The sequence below is a fragment of the Geobacillus sp. G4 genome (assembly GCF_040327975.1).
In the GTDB taxonomy this organism is placed as follows: domain Bacteria; phylum Bacillota; class Bacilli; order Bacillales; family Anoxybacillaceae; genus Geobacillus; species Geobacillus thermoleovorans.
Window position 1 is genome coordinate 82,484 of record NZ_JBEPJY010000006.1, and the last position, 24,186, is coordinate 106,669.

At 55.1% G+C, this 24,186-nt stretch carries 19 protein-coding genes, 1 other RNA gene and 2 pseudogenes; 19 read left to right on the top strand and 3 right to left on the bottom strand.

The window, feature by feature from the left end; all coding sequences use genetic code 11:
• Positions 1 to 4 precede the first annotated feature (4 nt).
• From ABS784_RS09145 to ABS784_RS09190, 10 genes are all read left to right on the top strand, one after another.
• A complete protein-coding gene (locus ABS784_RS09145) occupies positions 5 to 793 on the top strand; it encodes a fumarylacetoacetate hydrolase family protein (protein WP_023634476.1) in 789 nt (262 codons plus the stop codon).
• Positions 794 to 948: 155 nt separating this feature from the next.
• Entirely contained in the window at positions 949 to 1,734 is a 786-nt protein-coding gene (locus tag ABS784_RS09150; RefSeq protein ID WP_044731246.1) for an IclR family transcriptional regulator, read from the top strand.
• Positions 1,735 to 1,976: 242 nt separating this feature from the next.
• Positions 1,977 to 4,253: a DEAD/DEAH box helicase gene (locus tag ABS784_RS09155; RefSeq protein ID WP_352512232.1), complete on the top strand. Its 2,277-nt coding sequence runs from the start codon at positions 1,977 to 1,979 to the stop codon at positions 4,251 to 4,253.
• An 83-nt stretch (positions 4,254 to 4,336) separates the two neighbouring features.
• Positions 4,337 to 5,599 (top strand): ribonuclease H-like domain-containing protein, encoded by a 1,263-nt coding sequence (locus tag ABS784_RS09160; protein WP_044731248.1) that lies wholly within the window; start codon positions 4,337 to 4,339, stop codon positions 5,597 to 5,599.
• Positions 5,600 to 6,038: 439 nt separating this feature from the next.
• A complete protein-coding gene (locus ABS784_RS09165; protein ID WP_044736280.1) occupies positions 6,039 to 6,284 on the top strand; it encodes a CotD family spore coat protein in 246 nt (81 codons plus the stop codon).
• A 602-nt stretch (positions 6,285 to 6,886) separates the two neighbouring features.
• Positions 6,887 to 7,183 carry a cell division regulator GpsB gene (gene gpsB / locus ABS784_RS09170; protein WP_011231037.1) on the top strand — a complete coding sequence of 99 codons (297 nt, stop codon included), beginning with the start codon at positions 6,887 to 6,889 and terminating at the stop codon, positions 7,181 to 7,183.
• A 99-nt stretch (positions 7,184 to 7,282) separates the two neighbouring features.
• Positions 7,283 to 7,679: RNase P RNA component class B (gene rnpB / locus ABS784_RS09175), an RNA gene on the top strand.
• Between the two features lie 147 nt (positions 7,680 to 7,826).
• Entirely contained in the window at positions 7,827 to 8,969 is a 1,143-nt protein-coding gene (locus tag ABS784_RS09180) for a THUMP domain-containing class I SAM-dependent RNA methyltransferase (protein WP_014195686.1), read from the top strand.
• Positions 8,970 to 9,091: 122 nt separating this feature from the next.
• Positions 9,092 to 11,026 (top strand): ATP-dependent DNA helicase, encoded by a 1,935-nt coding sequence (locus ABS784_RS09185; protein WP_352512235.1) that lies wholly within the window; start codon positions 9,092 to 9,094, stop codon positions 11,024 to 11,026.
• A 220-nt stretch (positions 11,027 to 11,246) separates the two neighbouring features.
• Positions 11,247 to 12,749 (top strand): carboxypeptidase M32, encoded by a 1,503-nt coding sequence (locus ABS784_RS09190; protein ID WP_011231041.1) that lies wholly within the window; start codon positions 11,247 to 11,249, stop codon positions 12,747 to 12,749.
• A gap of 133 nt (positions 12,750 to 12,882) precedes the next feature.
• Here ABS784_RS09190 and ABS784_RS09195 read toward each other — a convergent pair whose 3' ends face one another.
• The 3 genes from ABS784_RS09195 to ABS784_RS09205 are packed head-to-tail and all read right to left on the bottom strand — an operon-like array spanning position 12,883 to position 15,172.
• The gene (locus tag ABS784_RS09195; protein ID WP_352512237.1) at positions 12,883 to 14,532 is read right to left on the bottom strand and encodes a b(o/a)3-type cytochrome-c oxidase subunit 1; all 1,650 of its coding nucleotides are present in this window, start codon (positions 14,530 to 14,532) and stop codon (positions 12,883 to 12,885) included.
• 1 nt (position 14,533) lies between these two features.
• Entirely contained in the window at positions 14,534 to 15,004 is a 471-nt protein-coding gene (locus ABS784_RS09200) for a cytochrome c oxidase subunit II (protein ID WP_011231043.1), read from the bottom strand.
• A 21-nt stretch (positions 15,005 to 15,025) separates the two neighbouring features.
• Positions 15,026 to 15,172, bottom strand: coding sequence for a cytochrome c oxidase subunit 2A (locus ABS784_RS09205; RefSeq protein WP_011231044.1), 147 nt, complete (start codon positions 15,170 to 15,172; stop codon positions 15,026 to 15,028).
• A 294-nt stretch (positions 15,173 to 15,466) separates the two neighbouring features.
• Here ABS784_RS09205 and ABS784_RS09210 point away from each other — a divergent pair.
• The 9 genes and pseudogenes from ABS784_RS09210 to ABS784_RS09250 all read left to right on the top strand — a co-directional run.
• Positions 15,467 to 15,691, top strand: a pseudogene (locus ABS784_RS09210) (type I phosphoribosyltransferase); the annotation flags it as partial.
• Positions 15,692 to 15,771: 80 nt separating this feature from the next.
• A pseudogene (locus ABS784_RS09215) lies at positions 15,772 to 16,074 on the top strand (solute carrier family 23 protein); the annotation flags it as partial.
• A gap of 157 nt (positions 16,075 to 16,231) precedes the next feature.
• Positions 16,232 to 16,885 carry a hypothetical protein gene (locus ABS784_RS09220; protein ID WP_014195690.1) on the top strand — a complete coding sequence of 218 codons (654 nt, stop codon included), beginning with the start codon at positions 16,232 to 16,234 and terminating at the stop codon, positions 16,883 to 16,885.
• 240 nt (positions 16,886 to 17,125) lie between these two features.
• Positions 17,126 to 18,244 (top strand): type III polyketide synthase, encoded by a 1,119-nt coding sequence (locus tag ABS784_RS09225; protein ID WP_352512239.1) that lies wholly within the window; start codon positions 17,126 to 17,128, stop codon positions 18,242 to 18,244.
• A complete protein-coding gene (locus ABS784_RS09230; protein ID WP_025039382.1) occupies positions 18,189 to 18,812 on the top strand; it encodes an isoprenylcysteine carboxyl methyltransferase family protein in 624 nt (207 codons plus the stop codon). Before ABS784_RS09225 ends, ABS784_RS09230 begins: the two co-directional genes overlap by 56 nt.
• Before the next feature lie 178 nt (positions 18,813 to 18,990).
• Positions 18,991 to 22,740: a dynamin family protein gene (locus ABS784_RS09235; protein ID WP_352512240.1), complete on the top strand. Its 3,750-nt coding sequence runs from the start codon at positions 18,991 to 18,993 to the stop codon at positions 22,738 to 22,740.
• Complete coding sequence (locus ABS784_RS09240) at positions 22,740 to 22,928, top strand: hypothetical protein (RefSeq protein WP_318538810.1); 189 nt, start codon at positions 22,740 to 22,742, stop codon at positions 22,926 to 22,928. Before ABS784_RS09235 ends, ABS784_RS09240 begins: the two co-directional genes overlap by 1 nt.
• On the top strand, positions 22,925 to 23,200 hold the full coding sequence (locus ABS784_RS09245) for a YpbS family protein (RefSeq protein WP_020279120.1): 276 nt from the start codon (positions 22,925 to 22,927) through the stop codon (positions 23,198 to 23,200). The genes ABS784_RS09240 and ABS784_RS09245 overlap by 4 nt, the downstream gene beginning before the upstream one ends.
• Before the next feature lie 120 nt (positions 23,201 to 23,320).
• A complete protein-coding gene (locus ABS784_RS09250) occupies positions 23,321 to 24,169 on the top strand; it encodes a sulfurtransferase (RefSeq protein ID WP_023634567.1) in 849 nt (282 codons plus the stop codon).
• Positions 24,170 to 24,186 lie beyond the last annotated feature (17 nt).

The following is a 24,186-nucleotide window of genomic DNA, read 5'->3' on the forward strand; positions in this document are numbered from 1 at the left end:
ATCGATGAAATTTGCCCGTTTTCTCGCTGATGGCGCGATTCGCGCCGGTGTGGTGAACGGTGAAGTGATCCGCGAAATCGAAGGAAATATGTTCACCGCTTGGGATTATACGGGAAACGTATTTCGCTATGATCGCGTTTCGCTCGTGGCGCCGCTTGCGCCGCGCCATGTGATCGGCATTGGCGCCAACTATGTGGCCTCCAGTGAACAGCTGCCGGTGGAACTGCCAGATATTCCTGTCTTTTTCTTTAAACCATCCTCGTCGGTCGTCGGGCCGGAAGCGGAGGTGGTCATTCCGAGCGGGGTTGGTGAAGTGAAATTTGAATCCGAGCTGGCGGTTGTGATCGGCAAAGAGGCAAAACAGGTGAGCGAAGAAGACGTGTGGTCGTATATTTTCGGCTATACGGTCGCCAACGATGTCACCGCGCCGCAGTTTTTCCACCCGGACGGCCATTGGACGATCGGAAAATCGTTCGATACGTTTACACCGCTCGGCCCGGTCATTGAAACAGAGCTCGATCCTCGGGCTGTATCGGTGAAAGCGCGGGTCAATGGTGAAGAAAAGCAGAACAGCTCGACCAAGCTGATGATCATTTCCATCAGCAAAATGATTTCGTATTTGTCTCATGTCATGACGCTGCAACCGGGCGACGTCATTTTGACGGGAAGCCCGGTCGGCGCCGAGCTTGTCGGCCCGGGGACGGTCATTGAATGCGATGTGGACGGCATCGGCACGCTCCGCAATACGTTTGTCGCCGCCAAAGCGCCGGCCGTTTCCATCCGACGCTCATAACGAACCCGCGGCATCCTTGCGCCAAAGAAGCAAAGCATCAGGTGTGCCAGCGGTCAAAGCATTCCGTTTTGACGGCAGCGCCGCGCCGCTCACCTGCAAAAGCCCGGCCGTTCGTGTATAATAGCGAGCAGAGAGAATAAATCGAGGTGAAAGGAATGGAAAAAGAAAACACGGTCAAATCGGTCCGCCGGGCGCTGCAAATCATCGACATCGTCAGCGGGAAAAAGGATGGGCTGGGCGTTACGGAAATCGCCAGACAAATGGACATCAACAAAAGTTCGGTGTACCGCATTTTAACGACGCTCGCCCAATACGGTTATATCGAACAACATCCGGAAACGGAGCGGTATAAGCTTGGGTACAAGTTTTTAGAGCTCAGCTCGAAGCTGCTCGATTCCATTGATTTGCGTCAAGAGGCGAAGCCATATTTGCGCCAGCTTGAAAAAGAAACGAACGAGGTCATCCATCTCGTCGTCTATGACCAAGGGGAAGTCATTTATATTGAAAAATTGGAAGGAACGGAGACGCTGCGCATGCACTCCAAAGTCGGCAAACGGGCGCCGATGCATTGCACGGCAGTTGGCAAGGCGATTTTGGCCCATTTGCCGCCGGCGGTGGCTGCGGAGATCGTGGACCGAAAAGGACTGCCAAAGCATACGGATTGGACGATCACCGACCGCGAGACGTTTTTTCGTGAGCTTGAGACTATCCGGCAAAACGGGTATGCGCTTGACTTGGAAGAAAACGAGTACGGCATCCGCTGCGTGGCCGTTCCGATTTTTGACTATACCGGCGGCGTCGTCGCGGCAATCAGTGTTTCCGGCCCGACGATCCGCATGACGGACGACCGCATCAAAGGGCTCACTGTGCGCATGCGCCAGATCGGCCAAGAACTGTCGGCAAGGCTTGGCTATCGTGGAGCCCATTCCGTCCAGCTGTAGCGGCTGGACGTTTTTTTTGTGCGAAGAAGAATGACCCATGTGGATGCCGCCTTGGCGGGGAAGGTGAGAAGAAGGAATCCTTTTTCCAAAACCGTTCAGATACAATAGTTCTGTCGTTCGGTCGGCTCCGATATATCGGTTGTCTGCCAATCTTAAACGGGAGAGGACTGCCTCTTGGTGGGCGTTTTTTGTAGTGCAAACAAACGGAATGCATGTAAAATAGAAACGAGGTGATATGCGACGTGAAAAAACAGACGCTTTCGGAATGGATCGAACAGCTTCGCCAAGATCCGAATGTCGTGTATTGGCATGAAATCGAACCGAAAGAAGCGAATTTCGTTCCGTTTCCAGACGAACTCGATCCGCGGTTGCGCGCGGCGCTCAAAGCGCGCGGCATCGCTTCGTTGTATACGCACCAGGCGGCCGCTTATGACGCGGTCCAAAGCGGGCGGAACGTTGTCGCCGTGACGCCGACCGCTTCAGGGAAAACGCTTTGCTACAATTTGCCGGTGCTCGATGCCATTGCCAAAGAGCCATCGAGCCGCGCCCTGTATATTTTTCCAACCAAGGCGCTCGCTCAAGATCAAAAAAATGAACTAAACGAGATCATCGCCGAGATGGGGGTGTCGATTTACAGCCATACATACGACGGCGACACGGCGCCGGCGCTGCGGCAAAAAATCCGTCAGGCGGGTCATATTGTCATCACCAACCCGGACATGCTTCACACGGCGATTTTGCCGCACCATACGAAATGGATTTCTCTTTTTGAACAACTGCGCTACGTCGTCATCGATGAACTGCATACATACCGCGGTGTATTCGGCAGCCATGTGGCGAATGTCATCCGCCGCTTAAAGCGCATTTGCGCCTTTTACGGGAGCCGACCAACATTTATTTGCACGTCGGCGACGATCGCCAATCCGAAAGAGTTGGCGGAGCGGCTGATCGGCGAACCGGTGACGCTTATTGACAACAACGGGGCGCCGCGCGGGCGGAAATATTTCGTGTTTTACAATCCGCCGGTTGTCGAGCGGACGATAAACATCCGCCAAAGCGCGACAAAAACGGCCGTTGAGCTCACAAGACAGCTGCTTGTCAACCGCATTCCGACGATCGTTTTCGCGCGCAGCCGCGTCCGTGTCGAGTTGATTTTAAGCCATTTGCAGGCGGCGGTGAACGAACGAATCGGCGATACGATGATCCGCGGCTACCGCGGCGGCTACTTGCCGAACGAACGGCGCGCCATTGAAAAAGGGTTGCGCAGCGGGGAGATTATCGGTGTGGTGAGCACGAATGCGCTCGAGCTCGGCGTCGATATCGGCCAATTGCAAGCGTGCGTCTTAACAGGGTATCCGGGAACGATCGCCAGCACGTGGCAGCAAGCCGGGCGCGCCGGCCGGCGCCAGGGCGATTCGCTCGTTGTGATGATCGCAAGCTCGAGTCCGCTTGATCAGTACATCATCTCCCATCCGGAATACTTTTTCGCCCGCTCGCCGGAGACGGCGCGCATCAACCCGGACAATCTGCTCATTTTGGTCGATCATCTCAAATGCGCCGCCTATGAGCTTCCGTTCCGGCGCGGCGAGACGTTCGGCGGCGTCGAGGTCGAAGAGATGCTCGATTTTTTGGCCGAGCAAGGGGTGCTCCATGAGCGAGCTGGGCGCTGGCACTGGATGAGCGACGCGTTTCCCGCGCATGATATCAGTTTGCGCTCCGCGGCTCAGGAAAACGTCGTCATCATCGATATTTCCGACACCGCCCGCCATCGCGTCATCGGCGAAATGGACCGCTTCAGCGCGATGACGCTGCTTCATGATGAAGCGATTTATTTGCACGAAGGAGCACAATACCAAGTGGAAAAGCTCGACTGGGAGGAGAAAAAGGCGTACGTCCGCCAAGTTGATGTTGAATATTTTACGGACGCCAATTTGGCTGTCCGGCTTGATGTGCTGTCGGAAGACCGAAGCGAAACGCGCGGACAAATGGCGGTGCGTTACGGTGATGTGTCGGTCCGAGCGATGGCGACGATTTTTAAAAAGCTGAAGCTGTCCACGTTTGAAAACATCGGTTCGGGGCCAATCCGCCTTCCGGAGGAAACGCTTCATACGTCAGCGGCGTGGATGGAGTGGGAGGCGGTGCCATCGCGCTTTTCCCCGGCGTTGTTTGAGCAATTGCTGATCGGCATGGCTAATGTGCTTGGTCATCTCGTGCCGGTGTTTGTTATGTGCGACCGCTCTGATGTTCACGTTGTGCCGCAGCTTAAGGCGCCGCATTCCGGGCGGCCGACGATTTTCCTTTATGATCGCTATCCAGGCGGAGTCGGCCTGTCGGAGGCGGTGTTTGAACGGTATGAAGAGATCATGAAACATGTGAAAGAATGGGTCGAACGTTGCCCGTGTGCGGACGGCTGCCCATCGTGCATCGGCATTTCAAACGCTGACGGACCGTCGTTGAAGCGCGAACTTGTCCAGTTTTTGGACGAACAACTTGCCGTTTGGGCCGGTCCGTCCGTTTAAGCGTCGTCATGCGTGTTTTTGCCGATTGTGGGAGAATCAACTTATAGAAGCAAGCCGATGTCAAGCACGGAGGGGGTGAACGGATGAAGCCGAAGTTGGCGCAATGGAAAGAATTGCTTGCCGCCCGGCATAAAAAGGAGAGCGATGAAGAAAAAAAAGAGAAACCGGACGGGCAACCTGTGACGGACGTGCCGTATGCCGACGTGTGGCGGGAGTACGGCGCCAAGCCGTATTGGTTTGACGGCGATTACTGCCTCATTCGGGAAACGGTGTATCCGCTTGACTATCAGCACGGCCGCTATCGGCTCGGAGCGCTGTATGAGGTGCACGAAAGATGGCAGGAGGCGCCGTTTTCCCATCCGCTCTCCTGCCGCGGCTTTGCCGTTAGCGACTTATTCTTTTTTGACACGGAGACGATGGGACTTTCAAGCGGGGCGGGAAACATCATGTTCTTGCTTGGCCACGCCCGCGTGTTTGGCGATTTCGTCACCATCCGCCAGCACCTTCTGCCATACCCAGGGGCGGAAGTGGCGCTCTATCAAAGTTTTTTGTCCGATGTCGATTATACGACGCTTGTTACATATAATGGAAAATCTTTCGACTGGCCGCGCCTGAAAACGCGCCATGCGCTTGTCCGCGACATGGTGCCAAAATTGCCGGCGTTCGGGCATTTTGATTTGTATCACGCCGCCCGCCGCTTATGGAAAGACAAATTGGATTCGCTGCGCCTTTCAGAAGTGGAGCGGCACATTCTCCATGTCGAGCGGGGCGATGATGTGCCGGGCTTTTTGGCGCCGATGATGTACAAAGAGTTTTTGCAGACGCCCCATCCAGACCGGCTCATGCCAGTATTGCGCCATAACGAGCGCGACGTGTTGTCGCTCATTGCTCTCTACATTCACTTATCCGTTCAGCTGCTTGAAGCCGACCGGCTCGCTGACCCCAAGGAGCAGTTGGCCGCCGCCCGTTGGTTCGAAGCGGTCGGGGAAACAGCGGCTGCAAGGGGGGTGTACGAGGAGGCGAGCGGCAAAGGGGCGAAGGAAGCGCAGGCGGCGAAATGGCAGCTTTCGCTTTTATACCGAAAAGAAAAACGATATGAAGAGGCTGCTCTCCTTTGGCGCGACTTGTTTGTCCACGGAAATGGCTATTGGAAGGCGAAGGCCGGGCTTGAACTAGCGAAGGTGTATGAACATTATTTCCGGGATGCGGCCGAAGCGCACCGTTATGCCGTTATGGCATATGAAGCGTGGCGGTCGCTCGCTAGGATGAGCCGACAACATAGCGAGAAAGAAGAAGCGGAATGGCGCAGTCGGCTCGCGCGGCTCGAACGCAAGAAAAACGGGTGAGAACTTGTCCATTTCCCTGGCAAGCGCAAAATATGACAGAAAACGAAAATGTTTCGTCTTTTTGTTGTGAATCTTGTAGAAAAAAGAAAAAACGTGTACAATGGCATCGGAATGAACGAAAACGATGGCAGGGAGAAGAAGACGATGCGGAGCATGTACAAAAAAATTTTGTATCTCTTTTTTATTGTCGTCGGTTTGACGTTTGTCGTGTTCAATTATATCTATTAATGAACGTCAGAGCGGCCGGCGCCGCATAACGGATTCAAAAAGACGAATGACTATGCCAAAACGCTCGAAGCACCGGGGGCGAGAGAGCCGATAGATTTTTGGCGCGAATGGCTGCTCAAAATGGGTGTTTATACTAGTACGAGTCCACTCCGCTCATCATAGGCTAGTATTGTCAAGCTACAGCCTAACTCGATGAAAGGAGAGGAATAGTATGCATTGCCTGCCGAATGTAACGGCGCCGATCGTTCATCCGCCTCGTTGCAACGTTTTGCATCACTTCGAAGCAACGATTGTGCCGCACATCCATCCATCGCATACGACGCATGTTTATCATCACCTGTATGAACATCAACATTATTTCCCGCATACGGAATCGGCGGTGGCTCAGGCTGCCAGCCGCCATCTGTACTGCCCGGGTCCGGGGCCGATGCCATTTCCGCCGTTTCCGCTGCGATAGTAAGGGCCAAAACAGAAGCCGCTTTGTCGGCTTCTGTTTTTTAAAAAGAAAAGATAGGAAAGTATAAAATTTTCCAATTGGGCAGAGAGCTGTCTAGCTCCAAGCGCCATCGGTGTGATGCGCTCCGCCCCTTCTTTCGGCGGCGACACACTGAGTTCGCTTCTTTGAAATATCCCACGCAAGGGGGTGTCCCAAAAGGATCGGGACACCCTTGCTCATCACCATATATCGCCACGAAACAATGAATCATGCGCAATATGTTGTATTTCGTTTGAGAGGAATGACGCTTTTGGGTCAGCCCCGAGCCTCCTCGGTGGGGCTTGTGCGCTCTTCGCGGAGCCAAGGATGGCGACATTTCGCCGTTGCCCGCAGGATGCGGGCTGTCTTTAGGCGAAATTGGGGCGCTTTGCGCTTTTCTTAGGATGGAAAACGCCGGCGGCGTTTGGGCGGGAGGGCGGCGTTTCGGCGCCGCCGGGAAGTCTGCGTGGGCGCCGTGCGGCTTCCCGATCGATGCGGCAAGCCAACCGTCAATTGACAACCGGCTGAATTTCTGAAAAAATAAAGAGAAGATGATCGTTGAATGCGGATTGAGGTGAAAAGCCATGTCAGCCCATCAAGTGAAACTGACGCCGAAAGACATTTTAGAAAAGGAATTTAAGGTAAGCATACGGGGGTACAACCAAGACGAAGTGGATCAATTTTTGGATCTCATTATTAAAGATTATGAAGCATTTCAGCAAGAAATTGACGAGTTGCGCCAGGAAAACGCCCGGCTGAAGCGGCAAGTCGAGGAGCTTCAAAAACGGCCGGCGATGTCGGCGGGAACGACGAACTACGACATTTTGCAGCGCCTTTCCAACTTAGAAAAGCATGTGTTTGGCCGGAAACTGTATGAATAACCAGCCGGCAGGGCGAAGTTGATGCAGGGATTTCTAATTTTTTCTTCTTGATTCTCACACCAAGATCAGCTATACTGTAAGATGCTCGCAGCGTTAATCATGTTCGGGTAATCGCTGCGGCCGGTTTCGGCCGTAGAGGAAAGTCCATGCTCGCACGGTGCTGAGATGCCCGTAGTGTTCGTGCCTAGCGAATCCATAAGCTAGGGCAGTCTGGCTTCGGCTGGGCTGACGGCGGGGAAAGAACCTACGTCCGCATGCGGATATGGTTCGATTACCCTGAAAGTGCCACAGTGACGCAGCTCTAAGGGAAACCTTAGAGGTGGAACGCGGTAAACCCCACGAGCGAGAAACCCAAATGATGGTAGGGGCACCTTCCCGAAGGAAATGAACGGAGGGAAGGACAGGCGGCGTACGCTGCCTGTAGATAGATGATTACCGCCGGAGTACGAGGCGAAAGCCGCTTGCAGTACGAAGGTACAGAACATGGCTTACAGAACATGATTAACGCGGTGATTGGAATCGTGGGAAAGCCCTCCTGCAGGAAGGAGGGCTTTCTCTTTTGTGTGTTTTCCTTCCATATGACTATAATGGAAGTATAGGCCATGAATGAGGATACATACATCTATCAGATAGGGGGAACAGGATGACTTCGTTTTCGCTGATTGCCACGGCCGCGATGGGGCTCGAATCAGTCGTCGCGGAAGAAGTGCGCCGGCTTGGCTATGAGTGCCAAGTGGAGAACGGCAAAGTGACGTTTGAAGGCGATGCGCTCGCCATTTGCCGGGCCAACCTTTGGCTGCGCACCGCTGACCGCGTGAAGCTGAAAGTCGGTGAGTTTCGAGCGACGACGTTTGAGGAGTTGTTTGAACAAACGAAGGCGTTGCCATGGGCCGATTACTTGCCGAAAGATGCCGAGTTTCCGGTGATCGGGAAGTCGGTCAAATCAACGCTGTTCAGCGTTTCCGACTGCCAAGCCATTGTGAAAAAGGCAGTCGTCGAAAGCTTAAAAGCGCGCTATCATTTGTCGTGGTTCCCGGAAACCGGGCCGTTGTATCGGATCGAGGTGGCGCTTCACAAAGATATCGCTACGTTGACGATCGATACAAGCGGCGCTGGGCTGCATAAACGCGGCTACCGTGCTCGCCAAGGGGAGGCGCCGCTAAGAGAGACGCTCGCGGCCGCCTTAGTGTTGCTCACCAATTGGACGCCCGAGCGCCCGTTCGTCGATCCGTTTTGCGGGTCGGGCACGATTGCCATTGAGGCGGCGCTGATCGGCCAAAACATCGCCCCAGGGTTTAACCGGGATTTCGTCTCGGAGCAATGGCCGTGGATCGGGGAATCGGTATGGGAAGAGGCGCGCCAAGAGGCGGAACAGATGGCGCGTTACGACCAACCGCTTGATATTTGCGGGATTGACCTTGACCCGCACATGGTCGAGATCGCCAAGATGAATGCAGCCGAAGCGGGGCTTTCCGATCTCATTTCTTTTCGGGAGGGCCGCGCCGAGCAGTTTCGGACCGATGCACAATACGGGGTGATCGTCGGCAACCCGCCATACGGCGAACGGCTTGGCGAACAACGGGAGGTCGAAGCGCTCTATCGCGCCATCGGCCGCGCCTTCGCCGCCTTGGATACGTGGTCGGTGTACATTTTAACCGCCCACCGCGGTTTTGAAACGCATTACGGCCGCCCGGCGACGAAGCGGCGCAAACTGTTTAACGGCTTTATTGAAACCCATTACTACCAGTACTGGGGGCCGCGGCCGCCGCGCGAAGCTCGAAGTTGACTTCTCGGCGGCCATCGATCATAATATTGTTTTGTTACTAGGGATCGAGCGCGCAACAAACTTGTTGCGCGCTTATGCATGATATGCCGGGGGAGTTTATGCCAATTGGAGGGGTGGCGACGATGGGCCATGAACGTTATCCGTTTGTTGTAGAAAAAAATGAAAACTTTTTTGATAAGTTGAGCCAGTGGATCGGCGATGTTTTTTATGACATTTTGCCGGAAGCCGGCTTTGAGCTGCGCGACGAGCAAATTTATATGGCGTTTCAGCTCGAGCGGGCGTTTCGAGAAAAAAAGGTGATCTTCGCCGAAGCGGGAGTTGGCACAGGGAAAACGATCGTGTATTTGCTGTATGCAGTCTGCTACGCCCGCTATACCGGCAAGCCGGCCATTATCGCCTGCGCCGATGAGACGCTCATTGAGCAGCTCGTCAAAAAGGAAGGCGATATTGCGAAGCTATCCAACGTGCTCGGGCTGGAAATCGACGTCCGGCTGGCGAAATCGCCAGATCAATATTTATGTTTGAATAAACTGGAAGAAGTAACGACGTATGACGATGACGACATCGAGCTGTATGAGCAAATTTACGATGAACTTCCGGCCTTCGTCCATGACAACAAACCGCTGCAGTCGTTCTACCGCTACGGCGACCGAAAAGAATACGCCCACCTGACTGATGAGCAGTGGAAAAAAATCGCCTGGGATCCGTTTCAAGACTGTTTCACGTGCGAAAAGCGGCATCGCTGCGGACAGACGCTTTGGCGCGACTATTACCGGAAGGCGGCGGATTTGATCGTCTGCTCGCACGATTTTTATATGGAACATGTTTGGACGTATGAAGCGCGCAAGCGGGAAGGACAGCTGCCGCTGTTGCCGGAAGCGAGCTGTGTCGTGTTTGACGAAGGGCATTTATTGGAGTTCGCTGCGCAAAAGGCGTTGACATATCGAATGAAAGAGACGACGCTTGAGACGTTGCTGACACGTCTTCTTGAAAACGACATCCGTGAAGAGCTCGCCTATTTAATTGAGGAGACGCTGGAGACGAGCACGCGCTTTTTTGATGAGCTGAAAGCGTGCGCGAAAGACGTTCCGGGTTCGAACCGGAAAGAAATTTTGCCGTCGCCGCGTCTTGAACAATGGGCGAAGCGGCTCCGCGGCCAAATGGTCGAAATCGGCAACGAGCTTGTGTTTGAAAGCGAGACGTATACGATCGATCATTACCAGCTGAACATTGTGGATGAATATTTGGACCAAATCCAGTATTCACTCGATTTGTTTTTGAAAAACGCCGACGCCATTACGTGGCTTGAGTCGTCGCGTCAAGAGGCGACGTTTGTCGTCATGCCGCGCACCGTTCAAGAAGTGCTGCGTGAAAAAGTGTTCGCGAAACGCATGCCGTTTGTCTTTTCGTCGGCAACACTATCAAATGGAAAATCATTCCAATATATAGCACAAAGCTTAGGCATTGATGACTATTTATCGTTCAGCGTGCCGTCGCCGTTTGATTATGACGAACAGATGACGATTTTTATGCCGACGTTCCGCGCGGATGAGACGCTGTTTGCCAAAAAATACGCATATGCGTTTGAAAAATTGCGCGAAACCGGAGGCCGGGCGCTCATCTTGTTCCCGACGCGCGAGGAGCTTCTTCAGTTTAAAGAGGCGGCAGCCGGCAAACCATTTTCGTTTTTGTTTGAAGGCGACCGCGAAATCAGCGATTTGGTCGCTGAATTTCAGCGCGAGGAAGAGACGGTGCTTTGTTCTGAACATTTATGGGAGGGGCTGGACATCCCGGGGCCGTCGCTGTCGAACGTCATCATTTGGTCGCTTCCGTATCCGCCGAACGATCCGGTGTTTCAGGCGAAGCGAAAAGCGTATCGCAACCCGTTTTGGGACGTCGATGTGCCGTATATGCTTCTTCGCCTTCGCCAAGGAGTCGGACGGCTCATTCGCACGCGTGATGACCGCGGCATCGTTTCCATTTTCGTCACCGACAGGGAAGATGAACGGGTCATTGCGGCGATCAAAGACGTGTTGCCGACAGCGGTGAGGGGCTGACCCAAAAGCGTCATTCTTCTCAAACGAAATACAACATATTGCGCATGATTCATTGTTTCGTGGCGATATATGGTGATGAGCAAGGGTGTCCCGATCCTTTTGGGACACCCCCTTTTTCATTTTCCATAAAAATAGCATTTTCTCGCTGGCAAGCAGGAAAACGGCACCTTGTTATGGAAATGATGATACGGCCATGAAATACATAGGGGGACTGAGTATAGTGAAACCAATCGAAGCGCAGTTTTTGCAATACGTGAAAAAAATGACGGGCTACCGCGAAGCGATTGGCCTCATGTATTGGGATTTGCGGACTGGCGCCCCGAAAAAAGGGGTCGAGCAGCGATCAGAAGTGATCGGCATGCTGTCAGAAGAAGTGTTTCGCATGTCGACATCCGAGGAGATGGCAGCCTTTATCGCCAAGCTGTCGCCCAAAGCCGTCTACGAGCAGCTGAATGACGTGACAAAGAAAACGCTTGATGAATGCAAAAAAGAATACGAGCGCAATAAAAAAATTCCAGCGGATGAATACAAAGAGTTTGTCGTGCTTTGTTCCAAAGCGGAAAGCGTTTGGGAAGAAGCGAAAGCGGCTGCTGATTTCGCCCGGTTTCGCCCGTATTTGGAGCAAATCATCGAGTTTCAGCGCCGCTTTATCCGTTATTGGGGGTATGAAGGACACCCGTACAATACGCTGCTCGATCAATACGAGCCGGGCATGACCGTCGATTTGCTTGACGAACTGTTCAGCCGCCTGCGCGAACGCATCGTCCCGCTTGTGCACGCCATTTCCGCCGCGTCCGACAAGCCGGACACGTCCTTTTTGTTCGCGCCGTTTCCAAAAGAAAAGCAGCGCGCTTTTCTGCTTGAGTTGCTTAAAGAGCTCGGCTATGATTTTGGCAAGGGGAGACTTGATGAGACGGTCCATCCATTTGCGATCGGGCTCAACCCGAACGATGTGCGCATTACGACGCGCTACGACGAGCGCGACTTCCGCACCGCGGTGTTTGGCACGATCCATGAATGCGGCCATGCGCTGTATGAACAACACATTTCCGAGGCGCTTGTCGGCACTCCGCTTGCAAGCGGGGCGTCGATGGGCATTCATGAATCGCAGTCGCTCTTTTTTGAAAATATGATCGGACGCCACTATGCGTTTTGGAAGCGGCATTACCCGCGCCTGCAGCAATACGCGCCCACGCAGTTCGCCGACGTTTCGCTTGATGCGTTTTACCGGGCGATCAATGAAGCGAAGCCGTCGCTCATTCGTATTGAAGCGGACGAACTGACGTATCCGCTCCATATTATCATCCGCTATGAAATCGAAAAGCAGCTGTTTGCTGGGGAGCTGGAAGCGATCGACTTGCCGGATGTATGGAATGAGAAATATGAACAATACCTTGGCATCCGCCCGCACAACGATGCGGTCGGCGTGTTGCAGGACGTCCATTGGTCCGGCGGCAGCTTCGGCTATTTCCCATCGTATGCGCTCGGCTATATGTATGCGGCGCAATTCAAGCAAGCGATGGAAAAAGAGTTGGATGTAGCTGGGCTGCTTGAAGAGGGGAACATCGCACCGATCCGTGAATGGCTGACCGTTCATATCCACCAGTTTGGAAAAATGAAAAAGCCGCTCGAACTTGTGCGCGATGCGACGGGCGAAACGCTGAAAGCCGATTATCTTATTCAATATTTAGAAGAAAAATATAAGGCGCTTTATCGATTATAGAAACAGGCGCGTCAGTGCAAACATCGTTCTTACGCTGTTCGTTTAGTTTTTCTGTCGACAAAGTCCTATTGTGTCTCGGTTTTATGCACATAAAGAGGAAGGTGTCCCGATCGCTTGGGGACACCTTCTTGTTTCACCATAATTTGTATCCTTTCGACCCCGGCGGAGCGTTTTGAATGATGTCGATGATCGGCACCGTATAGGCGATCAAAATGAGCGCAACGACGAGGCCGATCCAAAGCTTCCAGTTTTCAAGCGCCAGCGCAGCCCGTTCATACGGAGCAGCTGCCTCGGCGACCGGAAACTCCGTTTCGCCTTTCGGGGCGAAAAAGGCCAAGCTGATCACGATGACGAGAATCAAAATAATGCCGATGAACAAGATGGTGCCGCCGACCGCTTGCGCGATTTGGTACGGAATCCATTCAAGCGCTTGCGGCGAATTGCTGTACGTTGAGAACGCCGAGCGTCGCGGTGCGCCGAGCAGACCGGCAAAATGCATCGAGCCGGACATGAACGTCATCCCAACCGCCCAAACGATCGTTTGAATGATGGCGAGCCGGTTCATCGCTTTCGTCATCACCCGGCCGGTCAAATGCGGAATGAGCCAGTATGACGCACCAAAAAATGTTAGGACGACAGTCGTTGCCACCGTTAAATGGAAGTGGCCGGTCACCCAAATCGTATTATGGACGACTTGGTTGAGTTGGTGCGAGGCGTTAATAATCCCGCCGGTGCCGGCCGGAATAAAAAACAGCATTCCGACAAACGGGGCGAAAAAGCGGGCGTCGCTCCACGGGAGTTTCCGCAGCCAGCCGAACAAGCCGGTCGCTCCCTGCGAGCGGCCGTACGATTCAAACGTCGCAAACATGGCGAACGCGGTCATGAGCGACGGAATGATGACCATGAACGTCAAGACGACTTGCACGTATTTCCAAAACGGCGAAATTCCCGGCTCAAGCAATTGGTGATGGAAGCCGACCGGAATCGAAAACAGCAAAAACAAGATAAACGCCAGCCGTGCGAGTGAATCGGAGAACATTTTGCCGCCGATCACTTTCGGAATGACGGCGTACCAAACCATATACGCCGGCAATAGCCAGAAGTAGACGAGCGGATGCCCAAAATACCAAAACAGCGTCCGGCTCAAGAGCACGTTCACCCGATCCGTGAGCCCAAGCGACCACGGAATGAGCTGGAAGACGACGGTGGCGGCGACGCCAAGCGAACAGACGAGCCATAGCACCATATTCGTCACTGACATGAACGCCAGCAGCGGGCTCACTTGACCGCGGTGCGTTTTCCGCCAGCGGGCATAATGAGCGAACATCGCAAAGCCGCTCACCCAGCTGCCGACGACGACAAGCGCCAAGCCGATGTAAAAGCCGGCGTGCGCTTGCAGCGGCGCGTAAAACGTATATAAGACAGATGCCTTGCCGGTTAAGATGAAAAACGCACTCATGGCTGTTCCGATTGTCATCAGCCAAAAACCGATCCAACCGGTCCGGCGCGAACCGTCTGAGAGCGCCCCGGTTGTACGGCTGACCGCGGCGAACTGAAAGCCGATAATGAAAAACGTCGTCAGCACGAGTCCAAGCAAGACGCCATGCGTCGTCAAAATCGTGTAATAGCTGATCCCAGCCGGGAGCTCAAACTTGCCGGAACGGACTAATGTTTGCAATAGGCCGGCGAACCCCCCGAGCGCGAGGGCGGTAAAGGCGACGAACAAATGGGCAAGCGCCAGTTTCGCATCGCGGCGATCGACTTTTTCCAACGGTTGTGCCATGTTACTCCACCACCTTTATGCGCGCCGTCATCATATGGTGGCCGGCGCCGCAATACTCGTTGCAAAGAATCGTATATTCGCCCGGTTTGTCAAACGTGGTTGTTAAGCTGTTCACATAACCGGGTTCGACCATCATGTTCACGTTCGTTCCCGGGATTTCAAATCCGTGGATGACGTCTTTCGAAGTGACGTTGATCGTCACTTTCGCTCCTTTTGGAATTTCGATCGCATTCGGTGTAAAAGAAAACGCGGCGACGACGATGTTCAACTCGTATTCCTTGTCTCCTTTTTTGACGAGCCCCGGATGATCAAACGGCGGGGTCGAATCGACTTTTTCTGGATCGATCGTCGTCAGGCAGCTCGGCGGCTGCTGTCCGGCGGCGAATGCACTTACGCCGACGACCGTCAAAAAAACGATCAAACAGCCGATGCCAAACGCAAGCCAAATTTTTTCATACTTATGGATGTGCATACCGATTCCCTCCTTTGCCGCTTACAGGCGGTGCAAAAATAAAAAGTAGACGCTGACCCAAGAAAAAATGATGAAAAAGCCGAGCAGAAACACAGAGGCCAGCGTGCCTTTGAGCGCCGGCTCTTTTTCCTTTTTCGTTTGCCGGGCCGCTGTGATCAGTTTTGCCATGCCGTATCCCTCCTCTTTGTTGGATTCATCCCCCATAACAGCAATTCGGCAGGTGCGCCAAACGGCCAATTTCCCTGCTTTGACACTATCATAACTGTACAAAACTGGGGCAACAGTGACTTTTCTCACAAAAACGATGCTGGAAGTGTGAACAAATGGTGACGTTTGTGAAAAAATGATGAAGACGTCATTTTCTCTCGCGGCAGCAGAGCCCGCCAATGTTCTTTTTGCTGGCATGTAAAGCGCCGGCGATTGAACAGGCAATGCGATGCAGCAAAGAGATTAAGCCTATCGATCATTGATGATTTTTTAGCCAACGGCCAAGCGGCGCTCGGAATGGTGGAGATCATCGAGCAAGCGGGGGCTGATATGGTCGGCATCGGCATTGTCATTGAAAAAGCGTTTCAAGACGGCGGCCGGCTGCTTCGTTCGCGCGGTTTCCGCGTTGTGTCGCTCGCCCGCATCGCATCGCTTGATGGTGGCGCCATTCAATTTGCTGACGAGGTGATGAGTCGATGAAGATGAAATGGTGGCAAGTCGGATCGCTCGGCATCCAACATGTATTGGCCATGTACGCCGGGGCGATCGTCGTTCCGCTCATCGTCGGCGGGGCGCTGATCGCGATGTTCGGCATGGTCATTGCCTACGGTGTGAAAATGTTAGGCCAAGTTGACCTAACTGTGCAAGAGAACTTGCTGATCATCGCCTGCTCGGTCGGCGTGGGGCTTGGGGTGACGGCGGTGCCGAACTTGTTTGCCGAGCTGCCGACCGGCTTGCGCATTTTAACCGACAGCGGCATCGTCGCCGGCAGCATGACCGCCATCATCTTAAACGCCGTCTTCCATTTCGGTAAGGCAAGAAAATCGGCTGCACTGCCGCTGCAGGAACAAAAAATTTCATAATGGTGTTGATCGCTTTTATAGCCATCTTCGTTTTCCGGCCACTGCTCGGGAAATGGGGGTGGCTTTTTTATTGGCGTGTCGATTGGCAGAGAAAATGATAGAAACTGGTGGAGGGATGATGGTATAATGGAAAGCGAATAGGAAAGGGGGTGAAACAATGGATGAATGGGTGGAGCGCCTTTTCGATGAGCTGCGGCAAATACGGAATCAGATGGCGACCAAACAGGATGTTGTGCGGGTGAATGATCGCATCGATCGGCTTGAACAAACGGTGAGCGCGACGAAAGAGGATGTTGCGCGGTTAAATGGACGCGTCGGGCAACTCGAAGAGACCGTGGCAGCGACGAGAGAAGACGTTGTCCGGATGAATGATCGCATCGGGCGGCTTGAGCAGACCGTGGCAGCGACGAGAGAAGACGTCGCAGCGCTGGATGGGCGCATCGGGACCATCGAGCGGACGATGGCAACGAAAGAGGATGTCGCAGCGCTGGATGGGCGCATCGGGCAACTCGAAGAGACCGTGGCGGCTAACAGAGACGACATTGCGGCGCTCGACAGCCGGATTGGGCGCATGGAACAAACGATGGCGACGAAAGAGGACGTTGCCGAATTGCCGTTTATTCGGCAAGCTGTCGTGGAAACGTTAGAAACGCTCCATGAAATTTCGGCGATGAAACAAACCCTCACAGAAATGCAACAAAAAGTCAATGAAGTCATTGCCGGACAAGCGCGGCAAGAGCTCGTACTTCAATCCCTCGCTTTGCACTTGCTCGAGCATGAAAGTGAAATCCGCGCGCTAAAAGCGAGATAAATAACGAACCTCTCCTATTGTACATCCTCGCTGATGATCATGTTCCTTCCAAAACAGGCCGGTTTTGTCCGCGCCTGTTTTTTGATTGCAGCAACTTTTCATAACTTTTTTTGGCTGCGAAAACTAGAAATCCATTCGCTGTTCCTGAAAAAACGGGTGTACAAACATATTTTCCATTGCATATAGTTTGGCTTGTTGCGCATCCTAATAGAATAAAGAGGAACAGACCGAGGTGTTTGTATGCCGGTTCTTTTATCTGTCGGCACAGCAAGGATGCCGTATACGGCCGCCCAAGACGAGGTGAAGCAGCATGTCGCCGGGCTGTTCGCCGGTCGAATGGCGCGTGCGGAGCGGCTGCTGCAGGCGTTTGACAACAGCGGCATTCATACGCGCTCTTTTGTTCAGCCGCTTGCCTGGTACAGCGTGCCGCGCGGCTTTGGAGAAAAAAACGGGGTGTATATCGACTGCGCCGTCCGCTACAGCGGTGAGGCAGTCAACGACTGTTTGCGCAAGGCTTCGTCCGGCCCTGTTTTGCATAAGGAGATCGATGCGCTGTTTTACATCTCAACGACGGGACTGTCGACACCGAGCATTGAGGCGCGGCTGATGAACGTATTGCCGTTCTCCCCTCATGCCGTAAGAGTGCCGATTTGGGGGCTCGGTTGTGCGGGAGGAGCGGCAGGGCTCGCCCGGGCAGCCGACTATTGCCGGGCGTTTCCGAATGCCAAGGCCCTTGTGATCGCCGTTGAGTTTTGCAGCTTGACCTTTCAACCCAATGATTGGTCCAAACGCAATGTGATCGGTACGTCGCTTTTTTCCGACGGCGTAGCGTGCTTGCTTGTGGCCGGCGACGGAGCAGCGTCGGCAGCCGGCGCACCGCGTGTCATCGCCGCCCGCTCGGTGCTCATGCCCGGATCGGAAGACGTGATGGGCTGGGATGTTCGTGACGAAGGTTTGTTTGTCATCTTTTCAAAAGACATTCCAACAATCGTTCGTTCTTGGCTGCGCCCGCAAGTCGAGTCGTTTTTGCAGGAACATGGGTTAGGGCTTGGGGATCTTCATTATTTCATCGCCCACCCGGGCGGGAGGAAAGTCATTGAAGCGTACGAGGAGGCGTTCGGATTCGGTCCGGAACAGACAAAAGCCGCTAGAGACGTGCTCGCCCGCTACGGCAACATGTCGTCGGCCACCGTGTATTTTGTGCTCGAACAGATGATGCGGCAGCCGCTTTCGTCCGGGCACGGCCTGCTTATCGCTCTCGGCCCGGGCTTTAGTGCGGAAATGGTGCTGCTTCAATGGGGGGATGATCGTGCGGTTTTGGTTCGTGTTTTTGGCGGTTGCCGGCATGCGCGTCATTGAGCTTCGGCTTGCAAAACGGAACGAACAGTATGTGAAAGCGCTCGGGGCGCGGGAGTTCGGCGCTCGCCATTACCCGTTGATCGTATTGATGCATGTCGGTTTCTTTTTGTCGTTGGCTGTTGAGGCGCTTCGAAAGGGCGCGCGCCCGTCGCGCCGCTGGCCGCTTTTGTTTCCGCTTTTTCTTGTCGTGCAAGGGCTGCGCGTATGGACAATTGGGTCGCTCGGCCGTTTTTGGAATACGAAAATTTTGATCGTACCAAACGGCCAAGTAGTGAAAAAAGGGCCGTACCGATGGCTTCGCCACCCGAACTATGTGGTTGTCGCCTTAGAGATTGCGCTGTTGCCGCTTTTGTTTCAAGCGCCGATCACCGCGCTTGTCTTTTCGCTTTTGAACGCATTTTTGCTGTCGATTCGCATCGCGGTTGAGGAAAGAGCGCTGGCGGCGCTCACCGACTACCGGGAGGCGTTTCGGGAGCGGCCGCGTTTTTTGCCCCGGTTAAGGGGGGAGGCTGCCATCCGCAAGATGCGGCAAGCTGAAAGCAGCGGACAAATAAAAAACAGCCCTTGAGCCGTCTATAATGGCATCTGTTCGCCGTTCGCCTGCGGGCGGCGGCAGGGCGTTGCCTCTTTCTCTATGTCATCCTGTCGGGTTACGGCAGGATTTTTCTTTTTTTCTATTGGGAAACGGGGCGAAATGCAGTAAAATGAATGTAAATGACATTGAGGGAGACAAAGGGGTTTTGGTCATGGGGCATATTGCGATTGAGCGGCCGTCATTGCGGCTGTGGCTTTCGAAAATGATCGACATGCACGATCAGCTTCAGTCCGCGGATGACCAGGAGCATGCGGACAAAGTGAAGCAGCTCATCGAAAAAGCGGCATCCGGCGAGCTGATTGTCGCGTTTTGCGGCCATTTTTCCGCCGGCAAATCGAGTTTGATCAACGCGTTGCTCGGCGAGCCGATGCTGCCGTCCAGCCCGATTCCGACGAGCGCCAATCTCGTCAAAGTGAAAGCCGGCCCGGACTATGTGCGCGTCTTTTTCCACCGCGATGAGCCGGTCGAGTATGAACCGCCGTACGACCCGGACTTGATTCGCGCCCAATGCCGGGACGGGGAGACGATCGAATGGATTGAAATCAGCCGAACGACGGACGCCATCCCGCCGGGGGTCGCGATCCTCGATACGCCGGGCATCGATTCGACCGATGACGCCCACCGGCTGGCGACGGAGTCAGCGCTTCATTTGGCGGATGTCGTCTTTTACGTCATGGATTATAACCATGTGCAAGCGGAATTAAACTTCCAATTTACGAAGCAATTAACAGATGAAGGAAAAACCGTTTATTTGATCATCAACCAAATCGATAAACATCGCGACGACGAGCTGCCGTTCGCTGAATTTCGCGCCTCGGCCGCCGAGGCGTTCCGGCGTTGGGGAGTTGAGGCGGCCCGTTTGTTTTTCTTGTCGCTGAAAGACCCGTCACATCCGCACAACGAATGGCATGAGCTTGTCGCTTGTTTGCGCCGGTTGTTTGCCGACAAGGAGGAATGGCTCGTCCGCGGCGCCGAGTCGGCGTTAAAACGGATCGCGGACGGCCATCTTGAGCATCTCCGCGCGCGGCACGAGCTGCTTGAGCAAACGATTGAGACGCGCCTCGAGGCGCTTGGCGGCGCCGATGACGAGGCGGCGGCCATCGCGGAGCTCGATCGCCTTGAGGCGGAGCTTGCCGATTGGCAAACAGCGCCGTCGCGGGCGGAGGAGGCGTTCCGTTCGGAGCTTGAGCGCGTGCTGCAAAACGCGTACGTGATGCCGTTTGAGACGAGGGAGCGGGCTGAGGCGTACTTGCAGGCGATGCAGCCGAATTTCAAAGTGGGCTTGTTGTTCGCGAAGACAAAAACGGAGCAAGAGCGCAAGCGGCGGCTTGAGGCGTTTTATGAAAGCGTCAAAGCGCAAGCAGCGGCGCAAATCGAATGGCACGTCCGCCAGCTCCTTGTTCAGTTTGGAAAGGAATGGCATGCTGATGACGCTTGGCTCAGCGAGTGCCAGCAATGGACGGCGGAGTGGGATGAGACGATGCTTGCCGGCCTCGTCAAACAAGGGGCGGAATCAAGCGGCGCCGCGCTATTAAATTATACGGATGAGGTGGCGGCGGCGCTGAAAAAACGCTACCGCGACTCGGCGCTCGCCTTGTTTGCCGAACTGAAGGAACAAATCGCCAAACGGGCGGCCGCCCAAACGGAAACATTGAGCGGACAGCTTTCGGCGGCGCGCGAAAAAGCGGAGCTCGCCGCCCGCCTCGCCCGCCTCAGAGCCGAGCGGGACGAGCGCCGGCGTGCGTTCGAGCAGCTGATCGCTGCTCCAAACGAGTCTGCATCGCTTGATGAAAACCGTCTCGCCGCGTTGACGGCGCCGCCGGTCTTCCGGAAAGCGCGTCATGCCGAGACGGCAAAACCGCAAGCAGCATCCAAGCCAGCGGAAACAAGCCATCTTTCCGCCAAAGAGCAAGCGCTCGGTCAGGAAGCGGCCGGCCTCGGAGTGAGCGAAAGAGCGGGCGAAGCTCGGACGCCTTCAAGCGGCGGAAAACAGCGGAGCGAAGAGGCGGCCGAGCGGCTTGAGGAAGCGGCGGCTTGGCTTGAACGGTCCGAACTGCTTGGCCGCTTCGCTGGACCGTTGCGCGACAAGGCGCGTCGGCTTCGCGAGCGATCGTTTACCGTCGCCTTGTTTGGCGCCTTCAGCGCCGGCAAATCGTCGCTGGCGAACGCCTTGCTCGGCGCCCCGCTTCTGCCATCGTCGCCCAACCCGACAACCGCCGCCATCAGCAAAATCGCCCCGCCCGATCACAAGCACCCGCACGGCACGGCGGTGGTCAAGGTAAAAAGCGAACTGCAAATTTGGGCGGATGTGCAATCGTCGCTTCGGCAGTGCGGCCATGAGGCGGATACATGGGATGAAGCGCTCCGCCTTTGCGCCCGCCTGGCCGAATCGGGAGCCGAACATCCGGCGCAAAAGCCGCATGTGGCTTTTTTGGCAGCTGCCGCGGCCGGCTATGAGCGGATGAACGGTCGATTCGGGGAGATCGTCTCCATCGGTTGGGAAGAACTCGAGACGTATGTCGCTGACGAAGCGGTGTCATGTTTCTTAGATGAGGTCGTGTTGTACGCCGACTGTCCGCTCACCTGCCAAGGGGTGACGCTTGTCGATACCCCGGGGGTGGATTCACTTAACGCCCGCCATACGGGAGTGGCGTTTCATTACATGAAGCATGCTGATGCGTTGTTGTTTGTGACGTATTACAACCATGCGTTCTCGAAAGCAGACCGCGAGTTTTTGCTTCAGCTTGGGCGCGTGAAAGACACGTTTGCGCTTGATAAAATGTTTTTCGTCATCAATGCGGCTGATTTGGCCCAGTCGAAAGAGGAGCTTGAGGCCGTCATTTCCTATATGAACGGAGAGCTCGCCCGCTTCGGCATCCGCTTCCCGCGCCTTTATGCGCTCTCAAGCCGCTTGGCGCTGGCGGAAAAAACGGGGGCCGAGCCCGGTCCGCGCGGCGTCTTGGCGGACTCCGGCTTGTCTGCCTTTGAAACCGACTTCTTCCGCTTCTTAACGGAAGAACTGGCGGAAGTCGCCGTCGAGAGCGCATATGCCGAGCTTGAGCGGGCGCGGCGGGCGGCAGAGGAATTCGCGCGCGCCGCTGGGCAAAGCGAAGCGGAAAAAGCGGAGAAACGGCAGGCGCTTGAGGCGGTGAAAACGAAGATGCACGCCGTGCTTGCTGGCATTGATGATGCCTACGGCCGGCAGGCGCTTCGCCAGGAAGTCGACGAATTGCTCTATTACGTCAAGCAGCGCGTCTTTTTCCGCCTCAACGATGTGTTTAAGGAGGCGTTCAACCCGGCGGTGCTCCGCGACGACCAAGGCCCGGCGCGTCGGGCGCTTGAGCGTTGCCTCGACGAGTTGCTCGCATCGGTTGGCTTTGATTTGGCCCAAGAGTTGCGGGCGACGAGCTTGCGTGTTGAGTCGTTTTTGCACAAGCAGCTGGCCGAGCAGTTCTCGCGCCTATTCCATGAGCTTCGTCGTTTCGATGATGCGCTCGCGCTCACGCCGCCTGAGCCGTTTGCCTTTTCGGCGCCGGAGTTTGCCAACGCCCTTGGGGATGTAGACCGGGTGCGGTTTACCAAGGCGCTTTCGCTGTATAAAAACGCTAAATCGTTTTTTGAGCGCGACGAAAAGCGGTGGATGAAAGAGGAAATTGAGGCGGCGCTTGTCGAGCCGATCGACGCCTATTTGGCTGAGCAAAAAGAGCGGCTTGTGGCGACGTACGCAGAACAATACAAGGCTGCCGTCGCCGCACTTTCGGCCGCTCTCGCGGAACAAGTCGACAGCTATATGGAGGGCTTGCTTGCCGCGCTCGCCGAAGCGGCGGATCATGAGGCGCTCGCCCGCATCGAAGCGGCGCTTCGCCGCCTTCTTTCGGGCCGCGGCGGGGAGGTGCGTTGATGAACCGGTTTCACGCTTGCGCTACATGCATCCACTACCGTATAGAAAAGCGAGCCGACGGGCTGTACACGTATTGCCGCCGGCTCGGCTATGCGACGAAACCGAACTATCGGTTCAACTGTTGGACGCCGAAACCGAACGTCCGGCGTTTGATGGAAAAAGAAGCAGGAAAGGACGGGGACCATTGAGCGAAGTGCATCACGCGATCACTGCCCATGTGCAAAAACAGCATACCATCTTGAAGCAATTTGCTATGCTCGACGCCGAGCGCGAGCGGCTCATCGACGAAGCGGTCGAGCGGTGCCGCCGCGGCGAGTCGTTTACGGTTGATGGGATCAATGAAGTGACGAAGCGGATGAACGAACTGGCCAAAAGCGGCCTCGTGCCGGCGCGCCGGTGCGTGACGCCGGAGATGGTGCGCGAGTACGTGAGCCGGCTTGAAGGGAAAGAGCGATCGTGACGATGGCGAGCGCTGGCTGAGCGTGTCGGCGCCGCCGGCGTCCTGTTGATGATTGGCTGCTTTCCGTTCCGATCAAGAAACAACGTTTGGCGTCAGCAAAAACAAAGAGGGGGAGGACATATGGCGTCGCTTGTTTCCCATGAATGGCTCCTTCGCCATTTGCACGACGAAAACACGCGCATTCTTGATTGTCGGTTTTGGCTTGGCGATCCTGCGAAAGGAGCGGCCGTTTACCAGGAAGATCATATTCCTGGTGCCGTGTATATGGACTTGGAACGCGACTTGTCGGGCCCAGTCGGAGAGCACGGCGGCCGCCACCCGCTCCCGTCGGCCGAGCAAGCGGCGGACGTGTTTGGCCGAGCCGGCATCGATGAAACGGTGACCGTTGTCGCTTACGACGACCAAGACGGGGCGATGGCGGCGCGTTGCTGGTGGCTGCTTCGCTATTTCGGCCATGCCCACGTATACGTATTGGACGGCAATTATCGTGAATGGAAGAAGAAAGGGCATCCGGTGACGAACGTCGTCCCTGCTGTGGCGTCCCGCCCGTTTCGGCCGCGTCCGGATCGGTCATGGCTGGCGACGGTTGAGGATGTGCGCGCCGCCGTCCGCGATCGCTCGGTTGTGCTCATTGATTCGCGTGAATGGAAGCGATATGCCGGCCTGGAAGAACCGATCGACCGCCGAGCCGGCCGCATCCCAGGAGCGGTGCACCGGTTTTGGAAAGACGGAATGACGGAAGGCGGCTACTGGAAAAGCGCTGTCGAGCAGGCGGCTCGGTTTGCCGATTTTGACCGTGGGCAGCCGTTGATCGTTTACTGTGGTTCCGGCGTCACCGCCTGCCCGAACGTGTTGGCGCTCCACGAAGCTGGTTATCACAACGTTCGGCTGTACGTCGGCAGTTTCAGCGACTGGATTTCCTATCCGGACCACCCGATTGAAACGGGTGACCCGTCATCCGATGCTTAGTTTTCTCCGATTCGGGC